Annotated in this window: 24 protein-coding genes; 17 read left to right on the plus strand and 7 right to left on the minus strand. The window is 68.6% G+C overall.

Annotation, left to right across the window (positions count from 1 at the left end; translation table 11 throughout):
* Positions 1-5: 5 nt before the first annotated feature.
* The gene (locus AC2YG9_RS03085) at positions 6-2,159 is read right to left on the minus strand and encodes a TonB-dependent receptor (protein ID WP_487296450.1); all 2,154 of its coding nucleotides are present in this window, start codon (positions 2,157-2,159) and stop codon (positions 6-8) included.
* 182 nt (positions 2,160-2,341) lie between these two features.
* Between AC2YG9_RS03085 and AC2YG9_RS03090 the strand changes: the two genes are divergently transcribed.
* From AC2YG9_RS03090 to AC2YG9_RS03130, 9 genes are all read left to right on the plus strand, one after another.
* On the plus strand, positions 2,342-3,868 hold the full coding sequence (locus AC2YG9_RS03090) for a UbiD family decarboxylase (protein WP_487296451.1): 1,527 nt from the start codon (positions 2,342-2,344) through the stop codon (positions 3,866-3,868).
* A complete protein-coding gene (locus tag AC2YG9_RS03095; RefSeq protein WP_487296452.1) occupies positions 3,868-4,134 on the plus strand; it encodes a hypothetical protein in 267 nt (88 codons plus the stop codon). Before AC2YG9_RS03090 ends, AC2YG9_RS03095 begins: the two co-directional genes overlap by 1 nt.
* Positions 4,135-4,153: 19 nt before the next feature.
* Positions 4,154-4,768, plus strand: coding sequence for a hypothetical protein (locus AC2YG9_RS03100; protein WP_487296453.1), 615 nt, complete (start codon positions 4,154-4,156; stop codon positions 4,766-4,768).
* A gap of 31 nt (positions 4,769-4,799) precedes the next feature.
* Complete coding sequence (locus AC2YG9_RS03105; RefSeq protein WP_487296913.1) at positions 4,800-6,632, plus strand: M14 family metallopeptidase; 1,833 nt, start codon at positions 4,800-4,802, stop codon at positions 6,630-6,632.
* A gap of 91 nt (positions 6,633-6,723) precedes the next feature.
* On the plus strand, positions 6,724-7,128 hold the full coding sequence (locus AC2YG9_RS03110; RefSeq protein ID WP_487296454.1) for an MAPEG family protein: 405 nt from the start codon (positions 6,724-6,726) through the stop codon (positions 7,126-7,128).
* A gap of 38 nt (positions 7,129-7,166) precedes the next feature.
* Positions 7,167-8,498, plus strand: a complete 1,332-nt coding sequence (locus AC2YG9_RS03115) for a TldD/PmbA family protein (RefSeq protein WP_487296455.1) — start codon at positions 7,167-7,169, stop codon at positions 8,496-8,498.
* Positions 8,495-9,280 (plus strand): 3'(2'),5'-bisphosphate nucleotidase CysQ, encoded by a 786-nt coding sequence (locus AC2YG9_RS03120; protein ID WP_487296456.1) that lies wholly within the window; start codon positions 8,495-8,497, stop codon positions 9,278-9,280. The genes AC2YG9_RS03115 and AC2YG9_RS03120 overlap by 4 nt, the downstream gene beginning before the upstream one ends.
* Positions 9,281-9,314: 34 nt before the next feature.
* Positions 9,315-9,554: a DUF4170 domain-containing protein gene (locus AC2YG9_RS03125; RefSeq protein WP_487296457.1), complete on the plus strand. Its 240-nt coding sequence runs from the start codon at positions 9,315-9,317 to the stop codon at positions 9,552-9,554.
* Positions 9,555-9,762: 208 nt separating this feature from the next.
* Positions 9,763-10,164, plus strand: a complete 402-nt coding sequence (locus tag AC2YG9_RS03130; RefSeq protein ID WP_487296458.1) for a GFA family protein — start codon at positions 9,763-9,765, stop codon at positions 10,162-10,164.
* 183 nt (positions 10,165-10,347) lie between these two features.
* Here AC2YG9_RS03130 and AC2YG9_RS03135 read toward each other — a convergent pair whose 3' ends face one another.
* The gene (locus AC2YG9_RS03135; RefSeq protein ID WP_487296459.1) at positions 10,348-11,025 is read right to left on the minus strand and encodes a fused DSP-PTPase phosphatase/NAD kinase-like protein; all 678 of its coding nucleotides are present in this window, start codon (positions 11,023-11,025) and stop codon (positions 10,348-10,350) included.
* Positions 11,026-11,059: 34 nt separating this feature from the next.
* On the opposite strand from AC2YG9_RS03135, the gene AC2YG9_RS03140 reads away from it, so the two are divergent.
* The 6 genes from AC2YG9_RS03140 (at position 11,060) to AC2YG9_RS03165 (ending at position 17,154) form a co-directional block, all read left to right on the plus strand.
* Entirely contained in the window at positions 11,060-12,868 is a 1,809-nt protein-coding gene (locus AC2YG9_RS03140; protein WP_487296460.1) for an ABC transporter ATP-binding protein, read from the plus strand.
* Positions 12,865-13,584: a lysophospholipid acyltransferase family protein gene (locus AC2YG9_RS03145; protein ID WP_487296461.1), complete on the plus strand. Its 720-nt coding sequence runs from the start codon at positions 12,865-12,867 to the stop codon at positions 13,582-13,584. The genes AC2YG9_RS03140 and AC2YG9_RS03145 overlap by 4 nt, the downstream gene beginning before the upstream one ends.
* Positions 13,585-13,900: 316 nt before the next feature.
* Positions 13,901-14,962, plus strand: coding sequence for a glycine zipper 2TM domain-containing protein (locus tag AC2YG9_RS03150; protein ID WP_487296462.1), 1,062 nt, complete (start codon positions 13,901-13,903; stop codon positions 14,960-14,962).
* 119 nt (positions 14,963-15,081) lie between these two features.
* Positions 15,082-15,723, plus strand: a complete 642-nt coding sequence (locus AC2YG9_RS03155; protein ID WP_487296463.1) for a DUF1275 family protein — start codon at positions 15,082-15,084, stop codon at positions 15,721-15,723.
* Positions 15,724-15,874: 151 nt separating this feature from the next.
* The gene (locus AC2YG9_RS03160) at positions 15,875-16,672 is read left to right on the plus strand and encodes a DUF72 domain-containing protein (RefSeq protein WP_487296464.1); all 798 of its coding nucleotides are present in this window, start codon (positions 15,875-15,877) and stop codon (positions 16,670-16,672) included.
* A gap of 71 nt (positions 16,673-16,743) precedes the next feature.
* Positions 16,744-17,154, plus strand: coding sequence for a hypothetical protein (locus AC2YG9_RS03165; RefSeq protein ID WP_487296465.1), 411 nt, complete (start codon positions 16,744-16,746; stop codon positions 17,152-17,154).
* On the opposite strand, the gene AC2YG9_RS03170 is transcribed toward AC2YG9_RS03165, so the two are convergent.
* From AC2YG9_RS03170 to AC2YG9_RS03185, 4 genes are all read right to left on the minus strand, one after another.
* Positions 17,151-17,579 carry a hypothetical protein gene (locus tag AC2YG9_RS03170; protein ID WP_487296466.1) on the minus strand — a complete coding sequence of 143 codons (429 nt, stop codon included), beginning with the start codon at positions 17,577-17,579 and terminating at the stop codon, positions 17,151-17,153. The two genes, AC2YG9_RS03165 and AC2YG9_RS03170, sit on opposite strands and share 4 nt — an antisense overlap.
* A 216-nt stretch (positions 17,580-17,795) precedes the next feature.
* A complete protein-coding gene (locus AC2YG9_RS03175; protein WP_487296467.1) occupies positions 17,796-18,233 on the minus strand; it encodes a DUF1036 domain-containing protein in 438 nt (145 codons plus the stop codon).
* Positions 18,234-18,300: 67 nt separating this feature from the next.
* Positions 18,301-19,029, minus strand: coding sequence for a pseudouridine synthase (locus AC2YG9_RS03180; RefSeq protein ID WP_487296468.1), 729 nt, complete (start codon positions 19,027-19,029; stop codon positions 18,301-18,303).
* Complete coding sequence (locus AC2YG9_RS03185; protein WP_487296469.1) at positions 19,026-19,931, minus strand: class I SAM-dependent methyltransferase; 906 nt, start codon at positions 19,929-19,931, stop codon at positions 19,026-19,028. Before AC2YG9_RS03185 ends, AC2YG9_RS03180 begins: the two co-directional genes overlap by 4 nt.
* 43 nt (positions 19,932-19,974) lie before the next feature.
* On the opposite strand from AC2YG9_RS03185, the gene AC2YG9_RS03190 reads away from it, so the two are divergent.
* Positions 19,975-20,277 (plus strand): DUF6665 family protein, encoded by a 303-nt coding sequence (locus AC2YG9_RS03190; RefSeq protein ID WP_487296470.1) that lies wholly within the window; start codon positions 19,975-19,977, stop codon positions 20,275-20,277.
* A 239-nt stretch (positions 20,278-20,516) separates the two neighbouring features.
* Here AC2YG9_RS03190 and AC2YG9_RS03195 read toward each other — a convergent pair whose 3' ends face one another.
* Complete coding sequence (locus AC2YG9_RS03195) at positions 20,517-21,233, minus strand: glutathione S-transferase family protein (protein WP_487296471.1); 717 nt, start codon at positions 21,231-21,233, stop codon at positions 20,517-20,519.
* 79 nt (positions 21,234-21,312) lie between these two features.
* Between AC2YG9_RS03195 and AC2YG9_RS03200 the strand changes: the two genes are divergently transcribed.
* Positions 21,313-22,041: a helix-turn-helix transcriptional regulator gene (locus tag AC2YG9_RS03200; RefSeq protein ID WP_487296472.1), complete on the plus strand. Its 729-nt coding sequence runs from the start codon at positions 21,313-21,315 to the stop codon at positions 22,039-22,041.
* Positions 22,042-22,063 lie beyond the last annotated feature (22 nt).

Here is a 22,063-nt window from a genome sequence, read left to right on the forward strand (position 1 = left end):
CAAGACTAGAAGTCCACCGAGGCCGACAGGCTGACCGTGCGCGGCCCGCCCAGCACCAGGTAGTTGGCGCCCGGATAGCCGCCGCTGGAGGCCCAGTAGGCTTCGTCGGTGACGTTCTCGATGCGGGCCCGGAACGTGACGTCCTTGCCGCCGAGGGCGACCCTGTAGCGGGCGCCGAGGTCGAGGCGGGTCCAGCTGTCGAGGCTGACGGTGTTGGTCGCATTGGCCGGCTGCTCGCCGGTGTAGACGACGCGGCCGTCAACGGTCAGGCCCTCGATCGGCAGGTCGTATTCGAGGTTGGCGTTGACCTGCCATTCGGGCACGCCGATCGGGCGCTTGCCGTTGAGGGCGCCGCCGGACGTCCTGGTCAGCTCGGCGTCGATCCAGGTGGCGCCGCCGAGAATGCGGAAGCCCTCGGCCGGCTCGCCGAAGACGGTCAGTTCGACGCCCTGGTTGCGCTGCTCGCCGTTGGCAGCGAAGCGGTTGTTCTGCACGAAGGCGCTGGGCAGGGTGATGGAGAAGACGCTGGCCGTGCCGCCGAACGACCCTGAGTCATACTTCACGCCGGCCTCGATCTGCTTGCCCTTGAAGGGGTCGAGCACCGCGCCGGCGTTGGTCACCGGCACGCCGCCGCTGGTGGCCGGAGCGATCTGGCCGGGGATCAGGGCCTCGGCGTAGTTGGCGTAGAGCGAGACCTTGTCGGAGGGCTTGAACAGCACGGCGACGGCCGGGGTGATGGTGTCGCCCTTGTAGCCGCCGAAGCTGGCGCCCGTATTGTAGTCATAGGTGGTGGTGTCGATCTCCTGCCAGCGGGCGCCGACGGTGATCAGCAGCCGGTCATCCATCAGCGACAGCATGTCGGCCACGGCGAAGCTGCGGTTCTCGACACGCTCGGTGACCTTGGGGTTCTTCAGCACGCCACCGGTAAAGAAGGTGGCGGCCGGGGCCGGCACATCGACCGGGTTGTAGAGGTCGGTGGCGAACGGGGTGAAGAAGCTGGAGAAGGCGTAGGCGTTGGCCGATTCCAGGTTCACCGACGACACCGAGGCGACCAGACGGTGGCCGACCGGGCCGGTCTCGATCTCCCAGCGCAGGCCGGCGTCGGCGGACAGAATGTTGTCCTCGCGAGCGTTGTCGAAACGGTAGGCGGTCAGGCTGCCGTCCGGATTGGCGTTGGGATTGGCCAGGACGTTGCGCTCACGGCCGTTGCGGCCGCCGACGGCGACCCACAGCGACAGATCGTCGGTAGCGTCGAACTCGGCGCGGGCGACGCCGAACAGCTGGCGCTCGTCGGTATAGGTCCAGGGCTGGGCGAAGTTGCCGTCGGCGGACGGCGCGCGCGGGATCGTGCTGTTGGGCGTCACGCTCGGGCGGGGGGCGTCGATGCGGTTGTCCTGCAGGCCGACGTCGGCCGAGAAGCGGAAGCGGTCGCCGCGGTAGTCGACGCCGAGCGCGCCGACCAGCAGGCTGCGCTCCTGGTTCTCGACCGACGTCTCACCGTCGCGGCCAGCCAGGTTGAAGCGCACGCCGAAGTCGCCTTCCGGCCCAAAGCGCCGGGCCCCGTCGAAGGCCCCGTAGAGGGCGCCGCCGGTCTCGATGCCGGCGGTGACGCGATTGAGGGCCTCGTCCGGCGCGCGCTTGGGCACCAGGTTGAAGGCCCCGCCGACGCCGCTGCCGCCCGGGGCCGCGCCGTTCAGGAAGGCGGTGGCGCCGTGGAAAACCTCGACCCGTTCCAGGAACTCGGCGGCCACGAACTGACGCGGCAGGATGCCGTAGACGCCGTTGTAGGTCATGTCGTCGCTGTACACGGGGAAGCCGCGGATGACGTACAGCTCCTGGAAGTTGCCGAAGCCCTTGGCGACCCGGACGACCGGATCGTTCTGCAGGATGTCGCCGACCCCGTCGGCCAGCTGGTCGCGGGCCAGCTTCTCGGTGTAGGCGGTGACCGAGAAGGGCGTGTCCATGTTGTCCAGGGCGCCGAACAGGCCGACCCGGCCGCCGCGCGCCACCTGGCCGCCTTCGTATTCGCCGGGCAGTTCGACCTGAGAGCCGGTGATAACCACGGCGTCGACGTCGCCCTCAGCCGTCTCCTGGGCCGATGCGGCGCCCGCCGTCAGAACCAGACCCATGGCGGCCGGAGCCAGCAGAACGAAGCGCATCGAGGAACACCCCCATCAATTGAGAAGGGGTCGCAGATAGCCGTCCTGAGAATGCATCGCAATCACGAAATTGGCCGCCGCCGGAATGCCGGCGTCGGCGTGCCCCGAAAGCCTCATGCGAACTGCTCCGTTTCCCCTGTGCGCGAAGAGCGCTAGATCGAACGCCAGACAAGGAACCTTCCATGGCCTACCGCTCGCTCCGCGACTTCATCGCCCACCTGGAAAAGACCGGTGAGCTGGTGCGGGTCAGCGAGCCCGTCTCCACCGAGCTGGAGATGACCGAGATCTGCACCCGGCTGCTGGCAAGCGGCGGCCCGGCGGTGCTGTTCGAGAACGTCATCAAGGCCGACGGCACGAAGTCGGACATGCCCTGCCTCGCCAACCTGTTCGGCACGGTCAAACGCGTGGCCATGGGCGTCACCCTCGGCGGCAAGCCGCGCACCACGGGCGAGGAACTGCGCGAGGTCGGCGAACTGCTGGCCTTCCTGCGCCAGCCGGACCCGCCGCGCGGCCTGAAGGACGCCTTCGACCTGCTGCCGCTGGCCGGCACGGTGCTGTCGATGCGTCCGCGCACGGTGAAGACCGCACCCGTGCAGCAGGTGGTCCTCAAGGGCGACGCCATCGACCTGAACAAGCTCCCCGTCCAGGGCTGCTGGCCGGGCGAGCCGGCGCCGCTGATCACCTGGCCGCTGGTCGTCACCAAGGGGCCGTCGGACAGCAAGGAAGACGACTACAACCTCGGCATCTACCGCATGCAGGTTCTGGGCAAGGACCGGGCGATCATGCGCTGGCTGGCCCACCGCGGCGGGGCCCAGCACTACGGCCGCCACAAAAAGGCGGGCAAACGCGAGCCTCTGCCCGCCTGCGCCGTCATCGGAGCTGATCCGGGGACCATCCTGGCCGCCGTGACGCCGGTGCCCGACACCCTCTCCGAATACCAGTTCGCCGGCATCCTCCGCGGCGCCAAGCTCGACCTGGTGCCGGCCAAGACCGTGCCCCTGATGGTCCCCGCCCAAGCCGAGATCGTCATCGAGGGCCATGTCCTGCTGGACGAGTTCGAGGATGAAGGGCCCTACGGCGACCACACCGGCTACTACAACAGCGTCGAGAAATTCCCGGTCTTCCAGGTCTCGGCCATCACCCACCGCAAGGACGCCATCTATCACACCACCTTCACCGGCCGGCCGCCGGACGAGCCCTCGATCCTCGGCGAGGCGCTCAACGAGGTGTTCATCCCGCTGATCCGCCAGCAGTTCCCCGAGATCGTCGACTTCTGGCTGCCGCCCGAGGGCTGCAGCTACCGCATCGCCGTGGTGTCGATGAAGAAGGCCTACCCCGGCCACGCCAAGCGCATCATGCTCGGCGTCTGGAGCTACCTGCGCCAGTTCATGTACACCAAGTGGGTCATCGTCGTGGACGACGACATCAACGCCCGCGACTGGAAGGACGTCATGTGGGCGCTCAGCACCCGCATGGACCCGGCCCGCGACATCACCGTCATCGAGAACACCCCGATCGACTACCTGGACTTCGCCAGCCCCGAGAGCGGCCTGGGCAGCAAGATCGGGCTCGACGCCACCGACAAGCTGCCGCCGGAGACGCACCGCGAATGGGGCGTGAAGATCGCGATGAACCCTGAGGTGGTCGACAAGGTCAGCGAGATGTGGGGCCGGCTGGGCCTGCCCGGCGAAGGAAAGCCGATCTGGTGATGCGCCTGCCCCGCCGGACCCTGGCCCTGATCCTCGTCGCGCTCGTGACCTACGTCGGCGGCTATGTCTGGTTCCGCGAGACCCAGACCCGCACCTGGATCCGCGACCAGCAGAAGTACGTCATCTATCCGGTCAACCTGCCGGGCAAGGCGCTCTACTGGGCCTGGCGGCCGCTCGGCCTGATCGACAAGCTGGTGACCGGCCGCAACAGCCGCATCGGCAACCATCTGCGCATCCACAGCACAGAACCGCCGACACACGTCTGAACCATCGCCGGGGGGCGACATGAGCGCGTTCGAGTTCTTCTTTACCTTCTACGGCCTGCTGCTCGGCTTCTCGGTCGCCGAGCTGGTCGGCGGCTTTGCGCGCGTCGTCCATGAGCGCAAGCAGGTCCACTTCGGCCTGCTGACCCCGTTGCTTGGCCTGTTCGTCGCCACCGACATCTCGACCTTCTGGGTCCAGGCCTGGGTCGCCTTCCGCAACGCGCCCTTCAACTATGCCCTGCTGTTCGTCGGTCTGGTCGTGGCCAGTGTCTTCTACATCGCGGCCAGCATGGTCTTCCCCCGCCAGATCGGCGCCCGGACCAACCTGGACCAGCACTTCTGGGAGCATCGTCGCTGGGTGCTGCTGGGCGTCCTGTCCGCCAACATGTTCATGGTCGGGGTGTTCGTCGTCATCGCCGGCCGCTCGGGCGAGTTGGCGCTCCTCCTGCCGCCCATCACCATCGCCCGCACCAGCTTCTTCATGCTCGTCACCCTGGCGGCCGCCCTGCTGCCCCAGCGCCGGATCGTCCTGGCCTTGATGCTGCTGCTGGTCGGCTATCAACTGTTCGGCGTGGTGGTCGACGGGACCACCCTGCTTACCGGCCCGCCCTGGAGCGTGCGTGGCGGCGCGTCCTGACACCTTCTCCGAAACGGCCTACACCCCACCCATGCGCAAGCTCTCCCTGGCCCTGACGGCCCTGTTCCTGTTGTCGAGTCCCGCCATGTCCCAGTCCCCGTCCTCGCTCCCCAACGCCAAACCCTGGGACCAGCCCTTCCTGCCCCCGGCGCCCGAATGGGACGGCAAGTCCAAGGCCCTGCTGCGGCCGGCGAGCGACCCTTGGGCCAGCGCCTTCGAGCAGGACCCCGAGCACGACTTCTCGCCCAACTACGCCGACACCCGCGCCTGGTTCGACAGGCTCGACGCCGCCAGCGATCTGATCCGCATCGAACAGTTCGGTGTCTCGCCGCAGGGCCGGCCGATCTATGCGGTGATGGTCAGCAAGGACGGCCCGACCTTCGATCCGAAAAAGCCGGTGCTCCTCGTTCAGGCCGGGATCCATCCGGGCGAGATCGACGGCAAGGACGCCGGCATGATGCTGCTGCGCGACATCGCCTTCTACGGCAAGGACAGCCTGGTCGATAAGGTCAACCTGATCCTCATCCCCATCCTGTCGGTCGACGGCCACGAGCGGTCCGGCGCCTACAGCCGCCCCAACCAGCGGGGTCCGCGCATCCAGGGCTGGCGCAACACCGCCACCAACCAGAACCTCAACCGCGACTACATGAAGCTCGACCAGCCCGAGATGCGCGCGGTCCGGACCCTGGCCAACAAGTACCGTCCGGACCTCTATATCGACGTCCATGTCACCGACGGCATCGACTACCAGTACGACGTCACCTTCGGCTTCAACGGCGAAGACGGCGCCTTTACCCGCTCGCCGGCGAGCAGCAAGTGGCTCGACAGCGTCTTCAAGCCGGCCATGTACAAGGCCCTCGAAGAGCAGGGCCACATCCCCGGCGAACTGGTCTTCGCCATCGACGACCGCAATCCCAAACTGGGCCTCAGCGACGGCGGCCTTGGCGAGCGCTTCTCCAACGGCTGGGGCGCCGCCGCCCACGTCCCGACCATCCTGATCGAGAACCACAGCCTCAAGCCGCACGAACAGCGCGTCCTCGGCACCTATGTCTTCATCGAAGAAGCCCTGCTCCTGCTTAGCCAGAAGGGCGGCGACCTGCGGGCCGCCACCGACAAGGACCGCGCCGAGCGCCCGGCGAAGATCGCCGCCAACTTCGCCCCGACCGACAAACCGATCTCGACCCGCCCCTTCAAGGGCATTCTCTACGAGACCTACGACAGCGCCGCCTCGGGCGGAAAGGAACTGCGCTGGCTCGGCAAGCCCGACCCGGAGCTCTGGCAGATGCCCTTCTACGGCAGCCGCCCGACCCTGCAGCTGAGCCGTCCCAAGGCCTACTGGGTCCCGGGCTATCGCACCGACCTGATCGAGCGGCTGAAAATCCACGGCGTCGCCATGGAGACCCTCACCGAGCCGAAGACCGTCAAGGTCGAGATGCTTCGTCTCGAAGACCCGAAGGTCGCCGCCTCGACCAACGAGGGCCATGTGCCGATCACCGTCACCAAGGTCACCGCGGCGACCCGCGACTGGGTCTATCCGGCCGGTTCGGTGCGCATCTCCACCGACCAGCCGCTCGGCGATATCGTGGTCCTGTTGCTCGAGCCGCAATCGTCCGAGAGCTTCTTCGCCTGGGGCATGATTCCCGAGGTGCTGAACCGGGTCGAATACATCGAGGGCTACGCCGTCGCCCCCCTGGCCGACCGCATGCTGGCCGCCGACCCGGCCCTCAAGGCTGAGTTCGAGGCCAAGCTGGCGGCCGACCCCAAGTTCGCCGCCGATCCCGACGCCCGCCTCAGCTGGTTCTACGAGCGCACCCCCTTCTACGACACGCACTACCGCCTCTATCCGATCGGCCGCGAGCTCTGATGCGCGAGGGCGGGCGCGGCTCGCCCTTAACGTTATTGATCCGTTGACCGAATGAGCGGCTAATCGCCGGCCTCAAGACCGGGGAACCCGCATGCCGTCGCTGGAATCTGTTGGCCACGCCGCCGCCCTCTGGGTCGGGCTTCACCTGTTGCTGCTGCTGATCCTGGCGCTGCTGGTCGTCCGCCAGCGCCAGAAGCACAAGGTCGCGCTCGGCGACGAAGGCATCCCGGAGTTGCTGCAGGCCATCCGCGCCCAGGCCAACGCCGTCGAATACATCCCCGCCGGCCTGGTCGGCCTGGTGGTGCTGGAGCTGACCGGCGCCCCGCCGCTGCTGGTCCATGTCGGCGGCCTCGTCATGTTCGTCGGCCGGGTGCTGCACGCCATCGGCCTCAGCAACAGCGGCGGCGTCTCCATGCTGCGCACCGCCGGGGTGGTCCTGACCTGGCTGGCCTACATCTTCATCATCGCCAGCTGCCTGTTCCAGGCGGTCCAGTAGCCCTTGCGGCAGGTCTTCCGGGCGCCCATAAGCCCCTGATGGACGAAACCCTGTTGAACGAGCTTGTCGGCGCCGCCATCGCGGCGGGCGCTGATGCGGCTGAAGCCGCCTATGCCGAACGCCAATCCCTGTCGGTCTCGGTCCGGCTGGGCGACCTGGAAGAGGTCGAGCGCGAGGAGGCCCGCGACTTGGGCCTTCGCGTCTTCGTCGGGGCCCGCCAGGCCACTGTCTCGGGCAGCGACATCTCCGAGAGCGGCCGGGCCAAGCTGGTCGAGCGCGTCGTCGCCATGGCCCGCCTGGCCCCCGAAGACCCCTACGCCGGTCTCGCCGACCGGGCCCGTCTCGCCGCCGGGCCCTACCCCGACCTCGACCTCTACGACGACTACGAGCCCAGCGCCGAGGCTCTCGAAGCCCGCGCCCGCGAGGCCGAGGACGCCGCCCGCGCCACCCCGGGCGTGACCAACTCCGACGGCGGCAGCGCCGGCTGGTCGACCAGCCGCTGGATGCTGGCCACCAGCCACGGCTTCAACGGCGGCCACAGGGCCAGCGGCTTCTCGGTCAGCGCCAGCGCCATCGCCGGTGAGGGCTCGGGCATGGAACGCGGCGGCGAAGGCCGCTCGACCCGCCACAATGAAGACCTGCCGGACGCCGCCTGGATCGGCTCGGAAGCCGGCCGCCACGCGGTCCGTCGCCTCGGGGCCCGCAAGATCGCCTCGCAGTCCGCCCCGGTAATCTTCGAGAACCGCATCGCCATGAGCGTGCTCGGTCCCTTCATCGGCGCCATCGGCGGTCCCAGCATCGCCCGCGGCGTCAGCTTCCTGAAGGACAAGCTGAACAGCCAGGTGTTCGCCAGGAACGTCTCCATCCTCGACGACCCCTACCGGGTGCGCGGCCTCGGCTCCGGGCCCTTCGACGACGAGGGCGTGACCACCGAGCCGATGGCCCTGATCGACGAGGGCGAACTGACCACCTGGCTGCTCAACACCGCCTCGGCCCGGCAGCTGGGCCTCGAAACCACCGGCCACGCCAGCCGCGGCCTCGCCGGCCCGCCCGGCGTCGGCACCAGCAATGTCATCGTCACCGGCGGCGAGAAGGACCTCGCCGGCCTGATGGGCGATGCGAAAGCGGGCCTGCTGGTCACCTCGATGTTCGGCCCCTCGCTCAACGGCAACACCGGCGACTGGTCGATCGGCTGCTCGGGCTTCTGGTTCGAGGGCGGCGAGCTGGCCTATCCCGTCAACGAGATCACCGTCGCCGGCAACCTGATCGACATCTACGCCCGCCTGGTTCCGGGCAACGACCTGGTCATCCGCGGCAGCCACGATTCCCCGTCGCTGCTCGTCGATGGCCTGGCCATCGCCGGCTCGTGAGCGACCTCGACCTCATCTGCGAGGCGGCGGTCGCCGTCGGCGAGACGGCGCTGCGGCTGCAGTCCGAGGGGCTGCGCATCTGGGGCAAGGAGAACAAGACCCCGGTCACCAACGCCGACATCGAGGTCGACAGCCTGCTGAAGGCCATGCTCCTCCAGGCCAAGCCCGAATACGGCTGGCTGTCGGAGGAAACCGCCGACGACCCCGCCCGCCTGCAGCGCAAGCGCCTGTTCGTCGTCGACCCCATCGACGGCACCGTCGCCTTCATGAACTACAAGCCCTACTGGTCGGTCAGCATCGCCGTCGTCGAGGACGGCCAGCCCATCGCCGCGGTGGTGCACGCGCCTGAGATGGGTGAGACCTATACGGCGCAGGCCGGCAAGGGCGCCTTCCTCAACGGCCAGCCGATCCGGGCCAACGCCGCCGTCAGCGCCGTCGAGGGCATGGGCATGCTCGGCGACGCCAAGATGTTCGGCCATCCGGCCTGGCGCACCCCGTGGCCCGACATGCGGATCGAGACCCGCAACTCCATCGCCTACCGCCTGTGCCTCGTGGCTGACGGCCGTTTCGACGCGGCGCTGGCCCTCTCGGCCAAGAGCGAATGGGACCTGGCGGCCGCCGATCTGATCCAGCGCGAGGCCGGCGCCGTGCTGACCGACCACAAGGGCCGGACCTTCAGCTACAACAAGCCCGTCCCTCTGATGCCCAGCCTGATCTGCGCCGCGCCGGGCGTGCACCCGTTGATCCTGGACCGCGTTGCGCATATCGACCTGCCAAACTGATTTCCCCAAAGTCACCTTGAAAATCGGGAACCACATGCCGGACAAGCAACTGCTCCACCTGGTCATCGGCGGCGAACTGAAAGACGTCACCGACATCCAGTTCGAAGACCTGTCGAAGGTCGAATTCGTCGGCGCCTACGCCAACCACGCCGAGGCCCACAAGGCCTGGAAGGCCAAGGCCCAGGCCACCGTCGACAACGCCCACGCCCGCTACTTCATCATCCACGCCCACAAGCTGCTGGATCCGAGCAGCGACGACTACCACCAGCACTGAGATCGCCCACCTCCGTCATCCCGGAAGCCCCGCAGGGGCTATCCGGGACCCAGGGGCGGTGCTCGCGGGCGGTTGATACAGCGAGTTCACGCACACCTGGGTCCCGGCTCTCCGCTTCGCTGCGGCCGGGATGACGGTGGTGAGGTTGGCGGATGGGTTATCAAACCGGTCGCCTGTGCTAGCCTCCCGCCAGCAACGGGAGGACGACATGAAGCTCGAAGGTGGCTGCTACTGCGGCAAGCTGCGCTACGCCGTCGACGGCGAGCCGATGATGATGGGCCAGTGCCACTGCCGCGAGTGTCAGTACATCACCGGCGGCTCGCCCAATGTCTTCATGGCCTTCCCGATCCCCGCCGTGACCTACACCCAGGGGACGCCCAAGACCTTCATGCGCGAGGACCTGGACGGCGCCGCGACCCGCGAATTCTGCGCCGACTGCGGCACCCACACCACGACCCGGCCGCAGATGCTGCCGGCGGTGATCCTCAAGGTCGGCACCCTCGACGACCCGACGGTCTTCAGCCCGGCGATGGTAATCCAGGCGGCGGACAAACAGGCCTTCCACCGCATCCCCGAAGGCATCCCGGTGTTTGACCGGTTCCCGGGGTAGGCGGAAGAATTCAGTACCTCCCCCTTTGGGGGAGGGGGACCGCGCGCGAAGCGCGTGGTGGTGGGGGCAGCACCGGCCGTAGGTGATCTGCGCCAAGACAATTCCGTGCCGGCGCTGCCCCCTCAGTCGTCGCCTATCGGCGCCGCCAGCTCCCCCAGAGGGGGAGCGACTGAAGGTTGGGCCCTACTCCCGCTTCAGCAACCGATCCGTCAGCAGCGTTCCCCACCAGGCTTCCTGGAAGTCGCCCTTGATGGCCTTGGGGTCGTAGGCGTCGCTCATCACCCAGTCGAGGAAGCTGATCCCCTTGGGCTCGGCTTCCTCGAGGTAGCGCTCGAACACATAGTCGAGCACGCCGGTCTTGCCCTGCTTCACATGCAGGGTGCGCAGGCCCAACTCGTTCATCGCATCGCGGATCGAATCGCCCAGGTGAAAATGCCGGTACAGCACCGACATGATCCCGGCCCGGTCCGCCCCCGACTTGCAGTGCATGAAGGCGGGGTACTTGATCGTCTCGAACAGTTCCTTGGCGCCCAGAACCTGGGCCCGGGTCGGAACCGCCCGCGAGGTGATGGTGAAATCGACCGCGTCCAGACCCAGCCGCTCGCAGGCCTCGCGCTCCAGAACATAGAAGCTGGCGTCGAACCCGCCGCGCAGGTTGATCACCGTCCTGATCCCGTCGCGCTTCCAGTATTTCAGCTGGAACGGCCAGGGCTGGGCGGCGCGGACCATGTCCGGACCGATCCAGTGGGCGTTGGCGAACGACAGGCGCAGGAAGGCGTGGTCCTTCCAGAAGAAGTCCCAGTTGGCCCGGAAACGGCCCCAACGCGTACTCAGATCATAGCCAGACAAGTGGCGCTCCATCGCAGAGCGTCCTAAGTAGTGGCCTCGCACCGCGATGCAAACCCTCTCAGGACTTCCATTGGCCGACGCCGCGCCCAAGCTTAGCAGCCGACAATTGATCGCGCGCATCGCCAGGAGCTATCTCGCCCCCCGCTGGAAGGGCGTGGCGGTGGCCGTCTTCTGCGCCCTTGTGGTCGCCGCCAGCGCCGGTGGCTTCAGCTACATCCTCGGCGTCGGCTCGCAGGCCCTGTTCGTCGAGCGCTCGCCCGGGGCCGTCTGGATCATCCCGGCCGTCATCGTCGGCCTGGCCCTGGCCCGGACCATCGCCCAGATCGTCCAGTCCTACCTGATCAACAGCATCGGCCACGGCATCGTCGGCGATGTGCAGGTCCAGCTGTTCGGCCGCATGGTCCGCGCCGACCTCGCCCGCCTGCGCGCCACCCATTCCGGCTCCTTCGTCAGCCAGGTGCTGTATGACGCCGGCCTGATGCGCGAGGCCTCGACCACCGGGGTCATCAACTACGCCCAGGGCATCATGATGGTGCTGGGCCAGCTGATTGTCATGGCCAGCTTCGACTGGATGCTGACCCTAGCTATCCTCCTCATCGCACCGTTCACCAGCAAGCTGATGAACCGCTTCTCGCGACGCTCGAAGAAGGCGGCCAAGGGCGCCATGGCCGCCACGGGCACCCTGTCCAGCCTGCTGATGGAGGGCCTGGACGGCGTCCGCGTCGTCAAGATGGAGAACAGCGAGGCCCGTGAGGAAGCCCGTGTCGCCGCCGCCGTCGCCGAGCGCCAGAAACACATCATCAAGGGCGCCAACGCCCGCGCCCAGTCGGCTCCGACCACCGAGCTGATCGGCTACCTGATCCTCGCCGCCGTCTTCGTCTACGCCGGCTGGCGCAGTTCCCAGGGCCAGATGACCATCGGCGCCTTCCTGGGCTTCGCCGCAGCCCTGGTCGCCGCCGCCAACGCCCTGCGCCAGATCGCCAACACCCAGACCGTCTTCGCCGAAGGCCTGACCGCCGCCCGCCGACTGTTCAACGCCCTCGATGTCCAGCCGGAAGTGGCCGAGAACCCCGACGCCAGGCCGCTGACCGCCTCGGACGGCGCGATCCGCCTGGACAACGTCACCTTCCACTACGGCAACGGTGTGCCGGCCCTCGACGGCGTCACCCTCGAGGCCAGCCGCGGCGAGACCATCGCCCTGGTCGGCCCCTCCGGCGGCGGCAAGAGCACCATCCTCTCCCTGCTGCCGCGCTTCTACGACGTCACGGCCGGCGCCGTGACCATCGACGGCCAGGACGTGCGGGGCCTGACCACGCCGTCCCTGCGCAGCCTGATCGCGCTGGTCACCCAGGAGCCCTTCCTGTTCGACGACACCATCCGCAACAACATCGCCTACGCGCGTCCGGACGCCACCCAGGACGAGGTCGAACAGGCCGCCCGCCTCGCCGCCGCCCACGACTTCATCCTCGAACAGCCGGCCGGCTACGACACCGTCGTCGGCGAGGGCGCCGCCCGGCTGTCCGGCGGCCAGCGCCAGCGCATCGCCATCGCCCGCGCCTTCCTCAAGGACGCCCCCATCCTCCTCCTCGACGAGGCGACCTCCGCCCTCGACACCGAGAGCGAGGCCCAGGTCCAGGCCGCCCTCGAACGGCTGATGGCCGGCCGCACGACCATCCTCATCGCCCACCGCCTGTCGACCGTGAAGAACGCCGACCGCATCTACGTCATCGACAAGGGCAAGGTCGTCGAGACCGGAACCCACGCGGCCCTGGTCCGCAAGAAGGGCCTCTACGCCCGCCTCGCCCAGGCCCAGAACCTCGACGCCTCGGAGCCCCTCTCGGATCTGACGTCATGAAGAAGTGGCTGCGCTCCGAGGGCGTGCAGAACGCCCTCGCCCTGATCTTCTCCGCCTGGCTGCGCCTGTGCTTCGCGACCCTGCGCTGGACCCGCGAGGGCCAGGACAGCGCCGAGAGCGTCTGGGCCGCCTGGCGGGACGGGCAGCCGGGCTACGCCGGCAAGGGCGCCATCCTCTGCATGTGGCATGGCCGCATCCCGCTCTCCCCGGCCAGCTGGCCCCAGGCGCCGGGACAACGCCACGACATGCGGGCCCTGATCAGCCGCAGCTCAGACGGCCAGTTCATCGCCACGGTCATGCAGGCCATCGGCTTTCCAGCCATCCGCGGCTCCTCCAAGAAGAAGTCCGATCCCGCCAAGAACAAGAACGGCGAACAGGCCTTCCGCGAGATGATCCGCTGGGTCAGCCAGGGCGGCGGCATCGCCGTCACCCCCGACGGCCCGCGCGGCCCCAACGAGGTGATGCAGTCGGGCGCCCCCGCCCTGGCCCGCATCACCGGCGCCCCGGTCCTCCTCGTCGGCCTGGCCTGCAAGCCGGCCCTGCGCCTGGGCAGCTGGGACAACGCCATGATCCCCGTGCCCTTCGGCCGCGCCGCCATGGTCTGGGACGCCCCGCTGTTCGCCGGCAAGGGGGATGATCCGGGGGCTTTGGCGCGGGAGTGGGGGCCACGCCTGTCCGCGGTGACCCGCCGGGCCGAAGAACTGCTCGCTCCCTAAATTCCTCCTCCGGCGCGCAGCGACGGGGGAGGGGGACCGCCGCCGCGACTTAGCGGCGGGGGTGGAGGGGGCAGCGCCGGCTTGTCAGGATGAAGGGCGTTCTGGCGCGGTCGCAACAGCGGCGTTCATGGCAAACCCTGCCCGACCGCGCTGCCCCCTCCACCACCGGCTTCGCCGGCGGTCCCCCTCCCCCGTCAGGCCTGCGGCCTGCCGAAGGAGGAATTGCCCGCCCCTTCAACCCCCAACCGGAACCTCCACCCCAACCGCCCGTTAGCCCTCCAACGGATCGCGCATATGCGCTCCGAGGAGCTTCCCCTTGAAAAAATCAATCTGGGTCGCCGGCATCGCCGTCGCTACCCTGCTGCCGTCCATGGCCTTCGCCCAGGACCGCTGCGAACAACAGCGTGACAACCGCACCACCGCCGGGACCGTCATCGGCGGCCTGGTCGGCGCCGTGGTCGGCAGCAATGTCGCGGCCGACAAGAACCGGACCGAGGGCGCCGTCGTCGGCGGCATCGTCGGGGCCGTGGCCGGCAACGCCATCGCCCGCTCCAGCGCCGATTGCGACCGCGCCTACGGCTACTACGACCGCAACGGCCTGTGGCACGCCAACGACCGCAACGTCGGCCGCGCCAGCGGCTACTTCGACCGCGACGGCCGCTTCGTCGACGGCCAGCCGAACGGCTACTACGACAACGGCCGCTGGGTCGAGGCGCGCGGCGCCGGCGGCTATACCGACCGCGACGGCCGCTGGGTGCCCGCCGCCGCCAACGGCTACTACGACAGCCGCGGCCAGTGGGTCGCCGGCATGTCGAGCGGCTACTACGAAAACGGCCGCTGGGTTTCCGGCCCGGCCCAGGGCTACTACGACCGCAACGGTCGTTGGATGCGTGGCGAGGCCCCCGGCCGTCGCGACAGCAACGGCGTCTGGGTCGCCGACGCCCAGCCGGGCTACTATGAGAATGGCCGCTGGGTCGTGGGCGAAACCCGCGGCTACTACGACAACCAGGGCCGCTGGATGCGGGTCGGCGGCACGACCTACGTCCAGACCGAAACCCGTGGTTATGATCGTGGCGACCGCCGCGATCGCGGCGGTCAGGCCTGGTCCTCGGCCGATACCCGTCAGCGGGCCAGCCTGCTCGGCGAGTTCATCCGTGAGGCTCGCAACGACGGTCAACTGACCCGCCGCGAGTCGCGCAACGCCCTGACCACCCTGGCGGACATCAGCCGCTCGGATGAGCAGATGCGCCGCCGCAACGGCGGCCGTCTCGGCCCGCGCGGCATGAGCGCCATCAACGCCCGCCTCGACAGCCTGGCCCGCACGGTCCGCATGGATATCCGTGACGACCGCTACCCGGCCACCTACCGCCGCAACTAGTCGGCCACGTCAGTAAAGCGTAAGGCGCGCGCCGGAGACCTCAGCGGTTTCCGGCGCGTTTGCTTGCCTCTAGGGTGCTCGGCGCGCGAACCCGTCACCCTGAAGGGCCTCTCCAGTCGATGCAGACCGCCGACCTGCGCACCCGCCTTCTGGCCGCCGCCCTCTCGGCGGTGGCCGGGTTCGTCGACGCGGTCGGCTTCCTGCTGACCGGTGGCTTCTTCATCTCGTTCATGAGCGGCAACACCACACGCATGGCGGTCGGCCTGGCCCAGGCGGCGCAGGCGGCCCTGGTGGCGGCGGCGTTGATCGGCCTGTTCGTTGGCGGCGTCTGCCTCGGCACGGTGATCGGGCGCCTTACCGGCGCGCGTCACAGGTCAATCCTGCTTGCGCTGGTCACCGCCGGGCTTGCCGTCGCCGCCCTCTGCCATGCGCTCGGCGCCACAGCTGTCGCGATCGGCCTGCTGGCCCTGTCGATGGGGGCCGAGAACACCGTCCTGACCGACGAGGCCGAAGCGCCCGTCGGGGTCACCTACATGACCGGCGCCCTGGTCAAGCTTGGCAAGCGCCTGGCCCTGATTCCGTTCGGCGGCGACCCCTGGGCCTGGATCCCGATGCTGCTGCTGTGGCTGGGCCTGCTGACCGGCGCCCTTCTCGGCGCCCTCGCCTTCGCCTGGGTCGGCGGCGCGGCTCTGTGGATCGCCGCCGCCGCCATGGCCCTCCTGACAGTGACGACGCTCGTGCGGAGAGCCCGGTCGGGTTAACGCCAGGCCGCCGCCTGTTAACCCCTCGCTGAACAGCGTGGAAACAGAGCATGATCGAATCGGCGAAAGTGCTGATTTCGCGTTTTGTTCACCCCCAACATCTTGTAGGTTCCGAAGGTCCGGGACCAAGAGGCGCAAGGGAAAAGGCGAGATGGCAGGCACGATCCGCACCGGCTGTGGCGGCTGGACCTTCGAGCCCTGGCGCGGCGTCTTCTTCCCGCCGACGGTCAAGCAGAAGGATGAGCTCAGCTACATGAGCCGCCAGTTGCGCAGCATCGAAATCAACGGCACCTACTATTCGACCTTCAAGCCCGACAGCTGGAAGAAGTGGCGCGACGAGACGCCCGACGACTTCGTCTTCACGGTCAAGGGCAGCCGCTTCACCACCAACCGCAAGGTGCTGGCCGAGGCCGGCGAGTCGCTGGAGCGGTTCCTGAACCAGGGCCTGATCGAGCTGGGCGACAAGCTGGGTCCGATGTTCTGGCAGTTCGCCCACACCAAGAAGTTCGATCCCGAGGACTTCGAGGGCTTCCTCAAGCTGCTGCCCCGATCCCTTGAGGGCCGGCCCCTGCGCCACGCCGTCGAGGTGCGCCACGACAGCTTCTGCAGTCCGGACTTCCCGGCCCTGATCCGCAAATACGGCGTCGCCTGCGTCTACGCCAAACATGAGAAATATCCGGAGATCGCCGACGTCACCGCCGACTTCGTCTACGCCCGGCTGCAGACCGGCAGCGACGACTGCGAGACCGCCTACCCGCCGGCCGAACTCGACCAGTGGGCCGACCGCCTGAAGACCTTCGCGGTCGGCGGCGTTCCGGCCGATCTGCCGGTGGTCGACCCGGCCCATACCCCGGATTCAAAACCACGCGACGTCTTCGCCTTCATCATCCACGAGGGCAAGGTCCGGGCCCCGCACGGGGCGCAGGCGCTGCAGCAGCGGGTGGCGTGACGCCGGTCACGGCCTCTGCTGGCCAGTCGGCATAGCGTTGTCTTCGGAAGCATTCTTCCGGGGAGGACGACATGTTGAAGCTGAGAAAATGGGTCGCCGGGGCGGTCAGCATGCTGACGGCGGCTGCGTTCGCCGGCGCGGTCGCGGCGCAGGATACCAGTCAGACCTGCCGTAGCGTGACCATGGTTGCGTCGCCGAATTCGGGGACGGCCTGGCCGGTCTCATCCCGCTATGACGTGATGTACGATCTGGTCGGCGGATCCGGGCTCGACCTGCAGCCGCGCAACGGCGGGGTCTTCGATGTCTATATGTGCAACATCACCAACGAGCAGGGCGCCTATTTCGTCCGTTTCGCTGGCGGCGGCGAGCAGACTTCGACCGCGCCGGTGAGGTCCTGTTACGCCGTTCGGGCGGTCGCCAGCCTGATCATCAGGGGCTCGCCAAACTGGAAGGCCTGCGTCTTCGTCCGCTACCGCGACTAACGCCATTCCTTGCCGGCCGCCCAGGCGGCGCGGGTCTTGAGGAGGTTGCCGACCGAGCGGCCGTCCTGCAGCAGGCAGACGGCGCGGCCGTCGGTCTGCTGCCGGCAATCGACCATCTGGCTGAACGCGACCGCCATCAGCGTGCCGCGCGGATTCTCGTCGGTGTTGGACGCCCGTTGCACGGGATTGGCGGCCGGGGCGTCAGCCAGGGTCAGACGCACCCATCGGTCGGGCGTCGCGCCCAGGGCCACGCACAGGGTGGCGCCGTCCTCGACCTGCAGCACGGGGCCGCGCAGCTCGCCGCTGGCCGGGGCCTGGGCCGTGCAGACACTGCCGGTCGCCGCCTGAGCCTTGTTGGCGCCCAGCATGAAGCCGGCCGCGGCCAGGGCGGTAAAGGCGATAACGGTCTTGGCCAGATGGGACATGAAATCGACGCCGGACTGCTCTGATCAGGAAGCGCGCGGGTCTCCGGATTGTTCCCGCCTCTTCCAGCCAGATGCGGCGTCGTATGCCGAACGGATCAGACCCTAGAGCATGTCAGGCCGAAGTGTACGCGGTTCGGCCGCCCGGACATGCTCTAAACGTTTGAATCTAGACCCTTTTGATCAGGTTTTGATGCGTACATCAAAACCTGAAAGGGTCTAGGGATCCAGCGTCCAGGTCCATTTGCCGGCCTGCTCGGCATGCATCTTGGTGAAGCCGCGCAGCTCTTCATAGGTGTCGCAGGTCCGCCCCGAGCCGGTCTCGTACCGGGTGAAGGGTCCAGGGTACTGGACGCACAGGGTGTGGTCGCCCTTCCAGACGTAGTCGCCGTCATTCAGCGTCTCGGCGTACATGTAGAAGTTGGCGTTGTCGGTCGTGCCGACCGTGATGCAGGCGCCGTTGTTGACCGCGAACCAGCCCCGGGTGACCCAGCGCTGGTCGCCGGGCTCCATGAAGGAGGCCGCCACCGTCGCGTTGCGGCCGCTCTTGTTGCAGACCTCCAGGGTCAGCAAACCGGCGGCCCGCGCCGGGGTCGGTTGCGATACGGCCAGGCCGCCCAGCACCGCGGCAACCATCATCGAAGTTCTGATCATCATCGATACATGCCCCCATATATCCGCGTTCCATATACCACGGGGCGACGCGGGCGCCCAACCCACGCCCCTATCCGGCGAATACCCTCGCGATGTCTTCGTCGCTCATCAGGCGCCAGCGGCCGGGCTCCAGATCCGCCGGCAGGCTCAGGCCCCCGACCTGGTCCCGGTGCAGGGCCTCCACATGATTGCCCACGGCGGCGAACATCCGGCGGACCTGATGATAGCGGCCCTCGTGGATGGTCAGGTGGGCGCTGGTCGGCGCATGAACCTCCAGCTCGGCGGGCAGCAAGGGCTTGTCCTCGCCCTCGAGCACCAATGTCCCGGCCGCGAAGGCCGCGCCTTCCGTCCCGTCCATCGGCCGGGCCAGGGTCACCAGATAGCGCTTGGCCACCTTGGCCCTGGGCGAAATGATCCGGTGCAGCAGGTCGCCGTCGTCGGTCAGCAGCAGCAGGCCACTGGTCTCCTTGTCGAGCCGTCCGACCGTCGAAATGGCCGGCTCCCGCGCCTTCCACCGCTGGGGCAGCAGGTCATAGACCAGCGCCCCGACCTCCTTGTGCGAACAGGTCACCCCCAGCGGCTTGTGCAGCATCAGCGCCAGACCCGGCGGCGGGTCGAGCGGGGCGCCGCGCACCGTCATCCGCGCGGGCAGGTCGCGGGCCACCTGGACCTTCGTGTCGCCCTTGCGGATCGCCTGGCCGTCGAGCACCACCTGGCCGGCGGCGGCCAGGGCGGCGATCTCCTTGCGGCTGCCGTAGCCCATGTTGGCCAGCAGACGGTCCAGTCGGACCGAAATCACTTGCGGGCCTCATAGACCTTGTAGCCGCCGGCCTCGCCTTTCAGGTCCACGGCCTTGAAGTGTTCGCCCAGCACTGCCTCGTAGGGCAGGTGGCGGTTGGCGACCAGCCAGCAGGTCCCGCCCTTCTTAAGCGCCCCGGCGGCGCGGCGGATGAAGACCTGGCCCAGGGCCCGGTCCTCGGCCCCGGCGTCGTGGAACGGGGGGTTCATGACCACGAACTCCAGATCGGCCAGCGCCGGCTCGGTCCCGCGCAGGTCGGCCCAGTGGAAGGCGGCGCGGGGGTCGCTGACGTTGGCCTTCGCCGCCTCGATGGCCCGGCGGTCGATGTCGACCAGCGCCAGGCTGGTGACGGCGGCGCTTTCGAGCACCTTGTTGGCCAGAAGGCCGATGCCGCAGCCGAAGTCGGCGCCCGGCCCCTTGAAGGCCGGCAACCTGCTGAGCAACAGGGCGGTGCCGGCGTCGATGCGGTCCCAGCTGAAGACGCCCGGCTGGGTGCGGCCGAGACCCTCGACCTCGCGCGGCGCGGCGTCGGCGATGGCCGCCTCGACAGCGGCCAGGTCGGCGGGGCGGCGCACATGGCAGATGCGGTGATGGCGCTTGGCGCTTTCATTGAACGCCGCGCCCAGGGCGGTGAGGTCGCCGGCCAGGCGCGAGCCGCCCTTGTCCTTGGGCGCCATGGCGATCAGCCGGCCGTCTTCCTTGAGGGCCTTGAGGGCGGCGGCCAGGGCGCCGCGCCGCTCGACCGTGGCCGGCGGGGCCAGCATGACGATCTCGGCCTGGCTGCCGGGCTCAAGCGCTTCGAGCGCCTGCGATCCGGGAACCAGCGGCGAGGTCTGGACGGCGCCGGCCGGAACATCGGCGAGGGCGAGCGGGGGATGGCCGAAGACGGCGGTGGTCGACATGGCGGGGGCTGTAGCGCGGACCATCGCCGCGTTACAATGGCGCGTGTCCCTTCGCCTGCCCCAGAGCCTGACCGGCCCCGACGTCCGCAGCCGCCTGCATTCGGCCCTGGAAGCCGAGCTGGCCGGTGAAGGCGCCAATGCTCTGGGCCGTCTTGGCAAGGCCGTCGAGCGCAGCCTGGCGGAGCTGCAAGCGGCCCCGGACGATGCGGCCCTGCTGAAGGCCGCCGCCGACGCCGTCTGGCGTTACTTCGTCCAGCGCGAGGTCATGGGCCTGCGCGACCACCGCCCCGCCATCCGCGACTACGCCATCCCCCAGCGGGTGCTGAAGCGCCTCGGCGCCGCCTGAATTTCACCCAGGGTAAATTCCCGGCGCCCGCAGGACTGTCGTGGTCGCCTTGCCTCGCCCGCGCTTCAACAGCGTGGTTCCGGGTGGATCTCGGATGGTGTTGCGGTGGGTCCGGGGGCGGCGGGATAGCAGCTTTGGACGGTCATTAAGGTGTTGATTTATAGGTGAAATATTTCCGGGCGGCGGGCTGGAATCTGCTATAATGGCAAACGCTTCGACAAGCCGCCCGGACCGAGGCCTCACGCCGCCAGCGCCGCATGCTCGGGATAGAACCGGTCCATCATCCGCCCGACATAGGCCCCCAGGTTCGGCAGCGCCTCGTACCGCTCACGCAGCGGGCAGTTGAACCAGGGGTTCAGGGTTGTGGCCAGGATGGAAAAGACCACCGCTTCGGACCCCACCGGCTGGTCGCCGTACAGGAAGGGCTTGTCGCCGAGCACGATGGAGATGGCGTTCAGTGACCGCTCGCCCAGCCAGGCCACTTCCGCTTCACTGTGGCGGCCGACGCCGACGGCCATCAGGTTGGCGTTGACCGCCTCGATCAGTCCGGCCCGCAGGGTGTCGCGCATGGCCTCCGGCGCCTGGTCGAACCAGTGGGCCGGGCCCTTGGCGAAATTCTCGGGATCGAGGAAGCGCGAATGGGCGCCGACCCAGCCCAGCTGGTTCTCGACCATCCGCTCGAAGGCCCAGGCCTGGGCCCGTTGCTCGGGCGTCAGGCCGGCGTCGAGGTCGACCCCGTATTTGCCTTCGATATGGGCCCGGATGAAGGTCGAGTCCGACAGGACATCGTCGCCGTCAACAATCCAGGGGATCTGGCCCTTGGGCGAGTCCTCGCGCCGGCCGGGGCGCTTCTCGTAGGGCAGATCAGCCAGCTGCAGCTGGATCTCGGTCTTCATGGCGTAGGGGCTGACTTCGGGCAGGCCGAAGCCCTGGCCGGCAACGTAAAGTGTGATCATCGGGGCGTCCTCCTTGGATGCCCAAAGACATACCGCCACCCTGCTGACAGCCTGCTGTCAGCATGCGAAGGTTCACCCCATGCGCCGCGCCGACCGCCTGTTCCAGATCATCCAGATTCTCCGCCGCGCCTCTGGCCCGGTGACCGCCAACGCCATGGCCGCCGAGTTGGAGACCTCCAAGCGCAGCGTCTATCGCGACATCGCCGCCCTGATGGCCCAGCGGGCCCCAATCCGGGGCGAGGCCGGGGTCGGTTATGTTCTCGACGCCGGCTTCGACATGCCGCCCCTGATGCTGACCGCCGACGAAGTCGAGGCCGCTGTCCTGGGCGCCCAGTGGGTGGCCAGCCGGGGCGATCCGGCCCTGGCCCGGGCGGCCCAGGACCTGGTGGCCAAGATCGCCGCCACCGTGCCCGACCACCTGCGCCCCATGATGCTGGACCCGGCCACGCGCACGCCGCCCAACTTCGCCAACGCCGCAGACGGCCTGGACATGGCCCGGCTGCGGGCCGCCATCCATGCCGGCGAGAAGGTGCGGCTGACCTATGCCGACGAACAGGGCCGCGAGAGCCAGCGCGTCGTTTGGCCGATCGCCATCGGCTACCGCGACACCACCCGCAACCTGGTGGCCTGGTGCGAGATGCGCACCGATTTCCGCAACTTCCGCACCGACCGCGTGGTCGCCGCCGATTTCCTGGAGGAGCGCTTCCCCGAACGGCCGCTGATCCTGCGGGCCCGCTGGCGCCGGGCCATGGAGGAGATACGCCGCAACTGGCGCGGGCCGCCGCCCGGGAACCCTTCGCCCGTCTGACCGCTGAGCAGCCGAACGGAGA

It is taken from the genome of Caulobacter sp. SRI_014, assembly GCF_057586315.1.

Bases quoted from the DNA above. Each gene is read 5' to 3' on its own strand.
- AC2YG9_RS03085 (WP_487296450.1), bottom strand. From the start codon at position 2,159: ATGCGCTTCGTTCTGCTGGCTCCGGCCGCCATGGGTCTGGTTCTGACG.
- AC2YG9_RS03090 (WP_487296451.1), top strand. From the start codon at position 2,342: ATGGCCTACCGCTCGCTCCGCGACTTCATCGCCCACCTGGAAAAGACC.
- AC2YG9_RS03095 (WP_487296452.1), top strand. From the start codon at position 3,868: ATGCGCCTGCCCCGCCGGACCCTGGCCCTGATCCTCGTCGCGCTCGTG.
- AC2YG9_RS03100 (WP_487296453.1), top strand. From the start codon at position 4,154: ATGAGCGCGTTCGAGTTCTTCTTTACCTTCTACGGCCTGCTGCTCGGC.
- AC2YG9_RS03105 (WP_487296913.1), top strand. From the start codon at position 4,800: ATGCGCAAGCTCTCCCTGGCCCTGACGGCCCTGTTCCTGTTGTCGAGT.
- AC2YG9_RS03110 (WP_487296454.1), top strand. From the start codon at position 6,724: ATGCCGTCGCTGGAATCTGTTGGCCACGCCGCCGCCCTCTGGGTCGGG.
- AC2YG9_RS03115 (WP_487296455.1), top strand. From the start codon at position 7,167: ATGGACGAAACCCTGTTGAACGAGCTTGTCGGCGCCGCCATCGCGGCG.
- AC2YG9_RS03125 (WP_487296457.1), top strand. From the start codon at position 9,315: ATGCCGGACAAGCAACTGCTCCACCTGGTCATCGGCGGCGAACTGAAA.
- AC2YG9_RS03130 (WP_487296458.1), top strand. From the start codon at position 9,763: ATGAAGCTCGAAGGTGGCTGCTACTGCGGCAAGCTGCGCTACGCCGTC.
- AC2YG9_RS03135 (WP_487296459.1), bottom strand. From the start codon at position 11,025: ATGGAGCGCCACTTGTCTGGCTATGATCTGAGTACGCGTTGGGGCCGT.
- AC2YG9_RS03140 (WP_487296460.1), top strand. From the start codon at position 11,060: ATGCAAACCCTCTCAGGACTTCCATTGGCCGACGCCGCGCCCAAGCTT.
- AC2YG9_RS03145 (WP_487296461.1), top strand. From the start codon at position 12,865: ATGAAGAAGTGGCTGCGCTCCGAGGGCGTGCAGAACGCCCTCGCCCTG.
- AC2YG9_RS03155 (WP_487296463.1), top strand. From the start codon at position 15,082: ATGCAGACCGCCGACCTGCGCACCCGCCTTCTGGCCGCCGCCCTCTCG.
- AC2YG9_RS03160 (WP_487296464.1), top strand. From the start codon at position 15,875: ATGGCAGGCACGATCCGCACCGGCTGTGGCGGCTGGACCTTCGAGCCC.
- AC2YG9_RS03165 (WP_487296465.1), top strand. From the start codon at position 16,744: ATGTTGAAGCTGAGAAAATGGGTCGCCGGGGCGGTCAGCATGCTGACG.
- AC2YG9_RS03170 (WP_487296466.1), bottom strand. From the start codon at position 17,579: ATGTCCCATCTGGCCAAGACCGTTATCGCCTTTACCGCCCTGGCCGCG.
- AC2YG9_RS03175 (WP_487296467.1), bottom strand. From the start codon at position 18,233: ATGATGATCAGAACTTCGATGATGGTTGCCGCGGTGCTGGGCGGCCTG.
- AC2YG9_RS03185 (WP_487296469.1), bottom strand. From the start codon at position 19,931: ATGTCGACCACCGCCGTCTTCGGCCATCCCCCGCTCGCCCTCGCCGAT.
- AC2YG9_RS03195 (WP_487296471.1), bottom strand. From the start codon at position 21,233: ATGATCACACTTTACGTTGCCGGCCAGGGCTTCGGCCTGCCCGAAGTC.
- AC2YG9_RS03200 (WP_487296472.1), top strand. From the start codon at position 21,313: ATGCGCCGCGCCGACCGCCTGTTCCAGATCATCCAGATTCTCCGCCGC.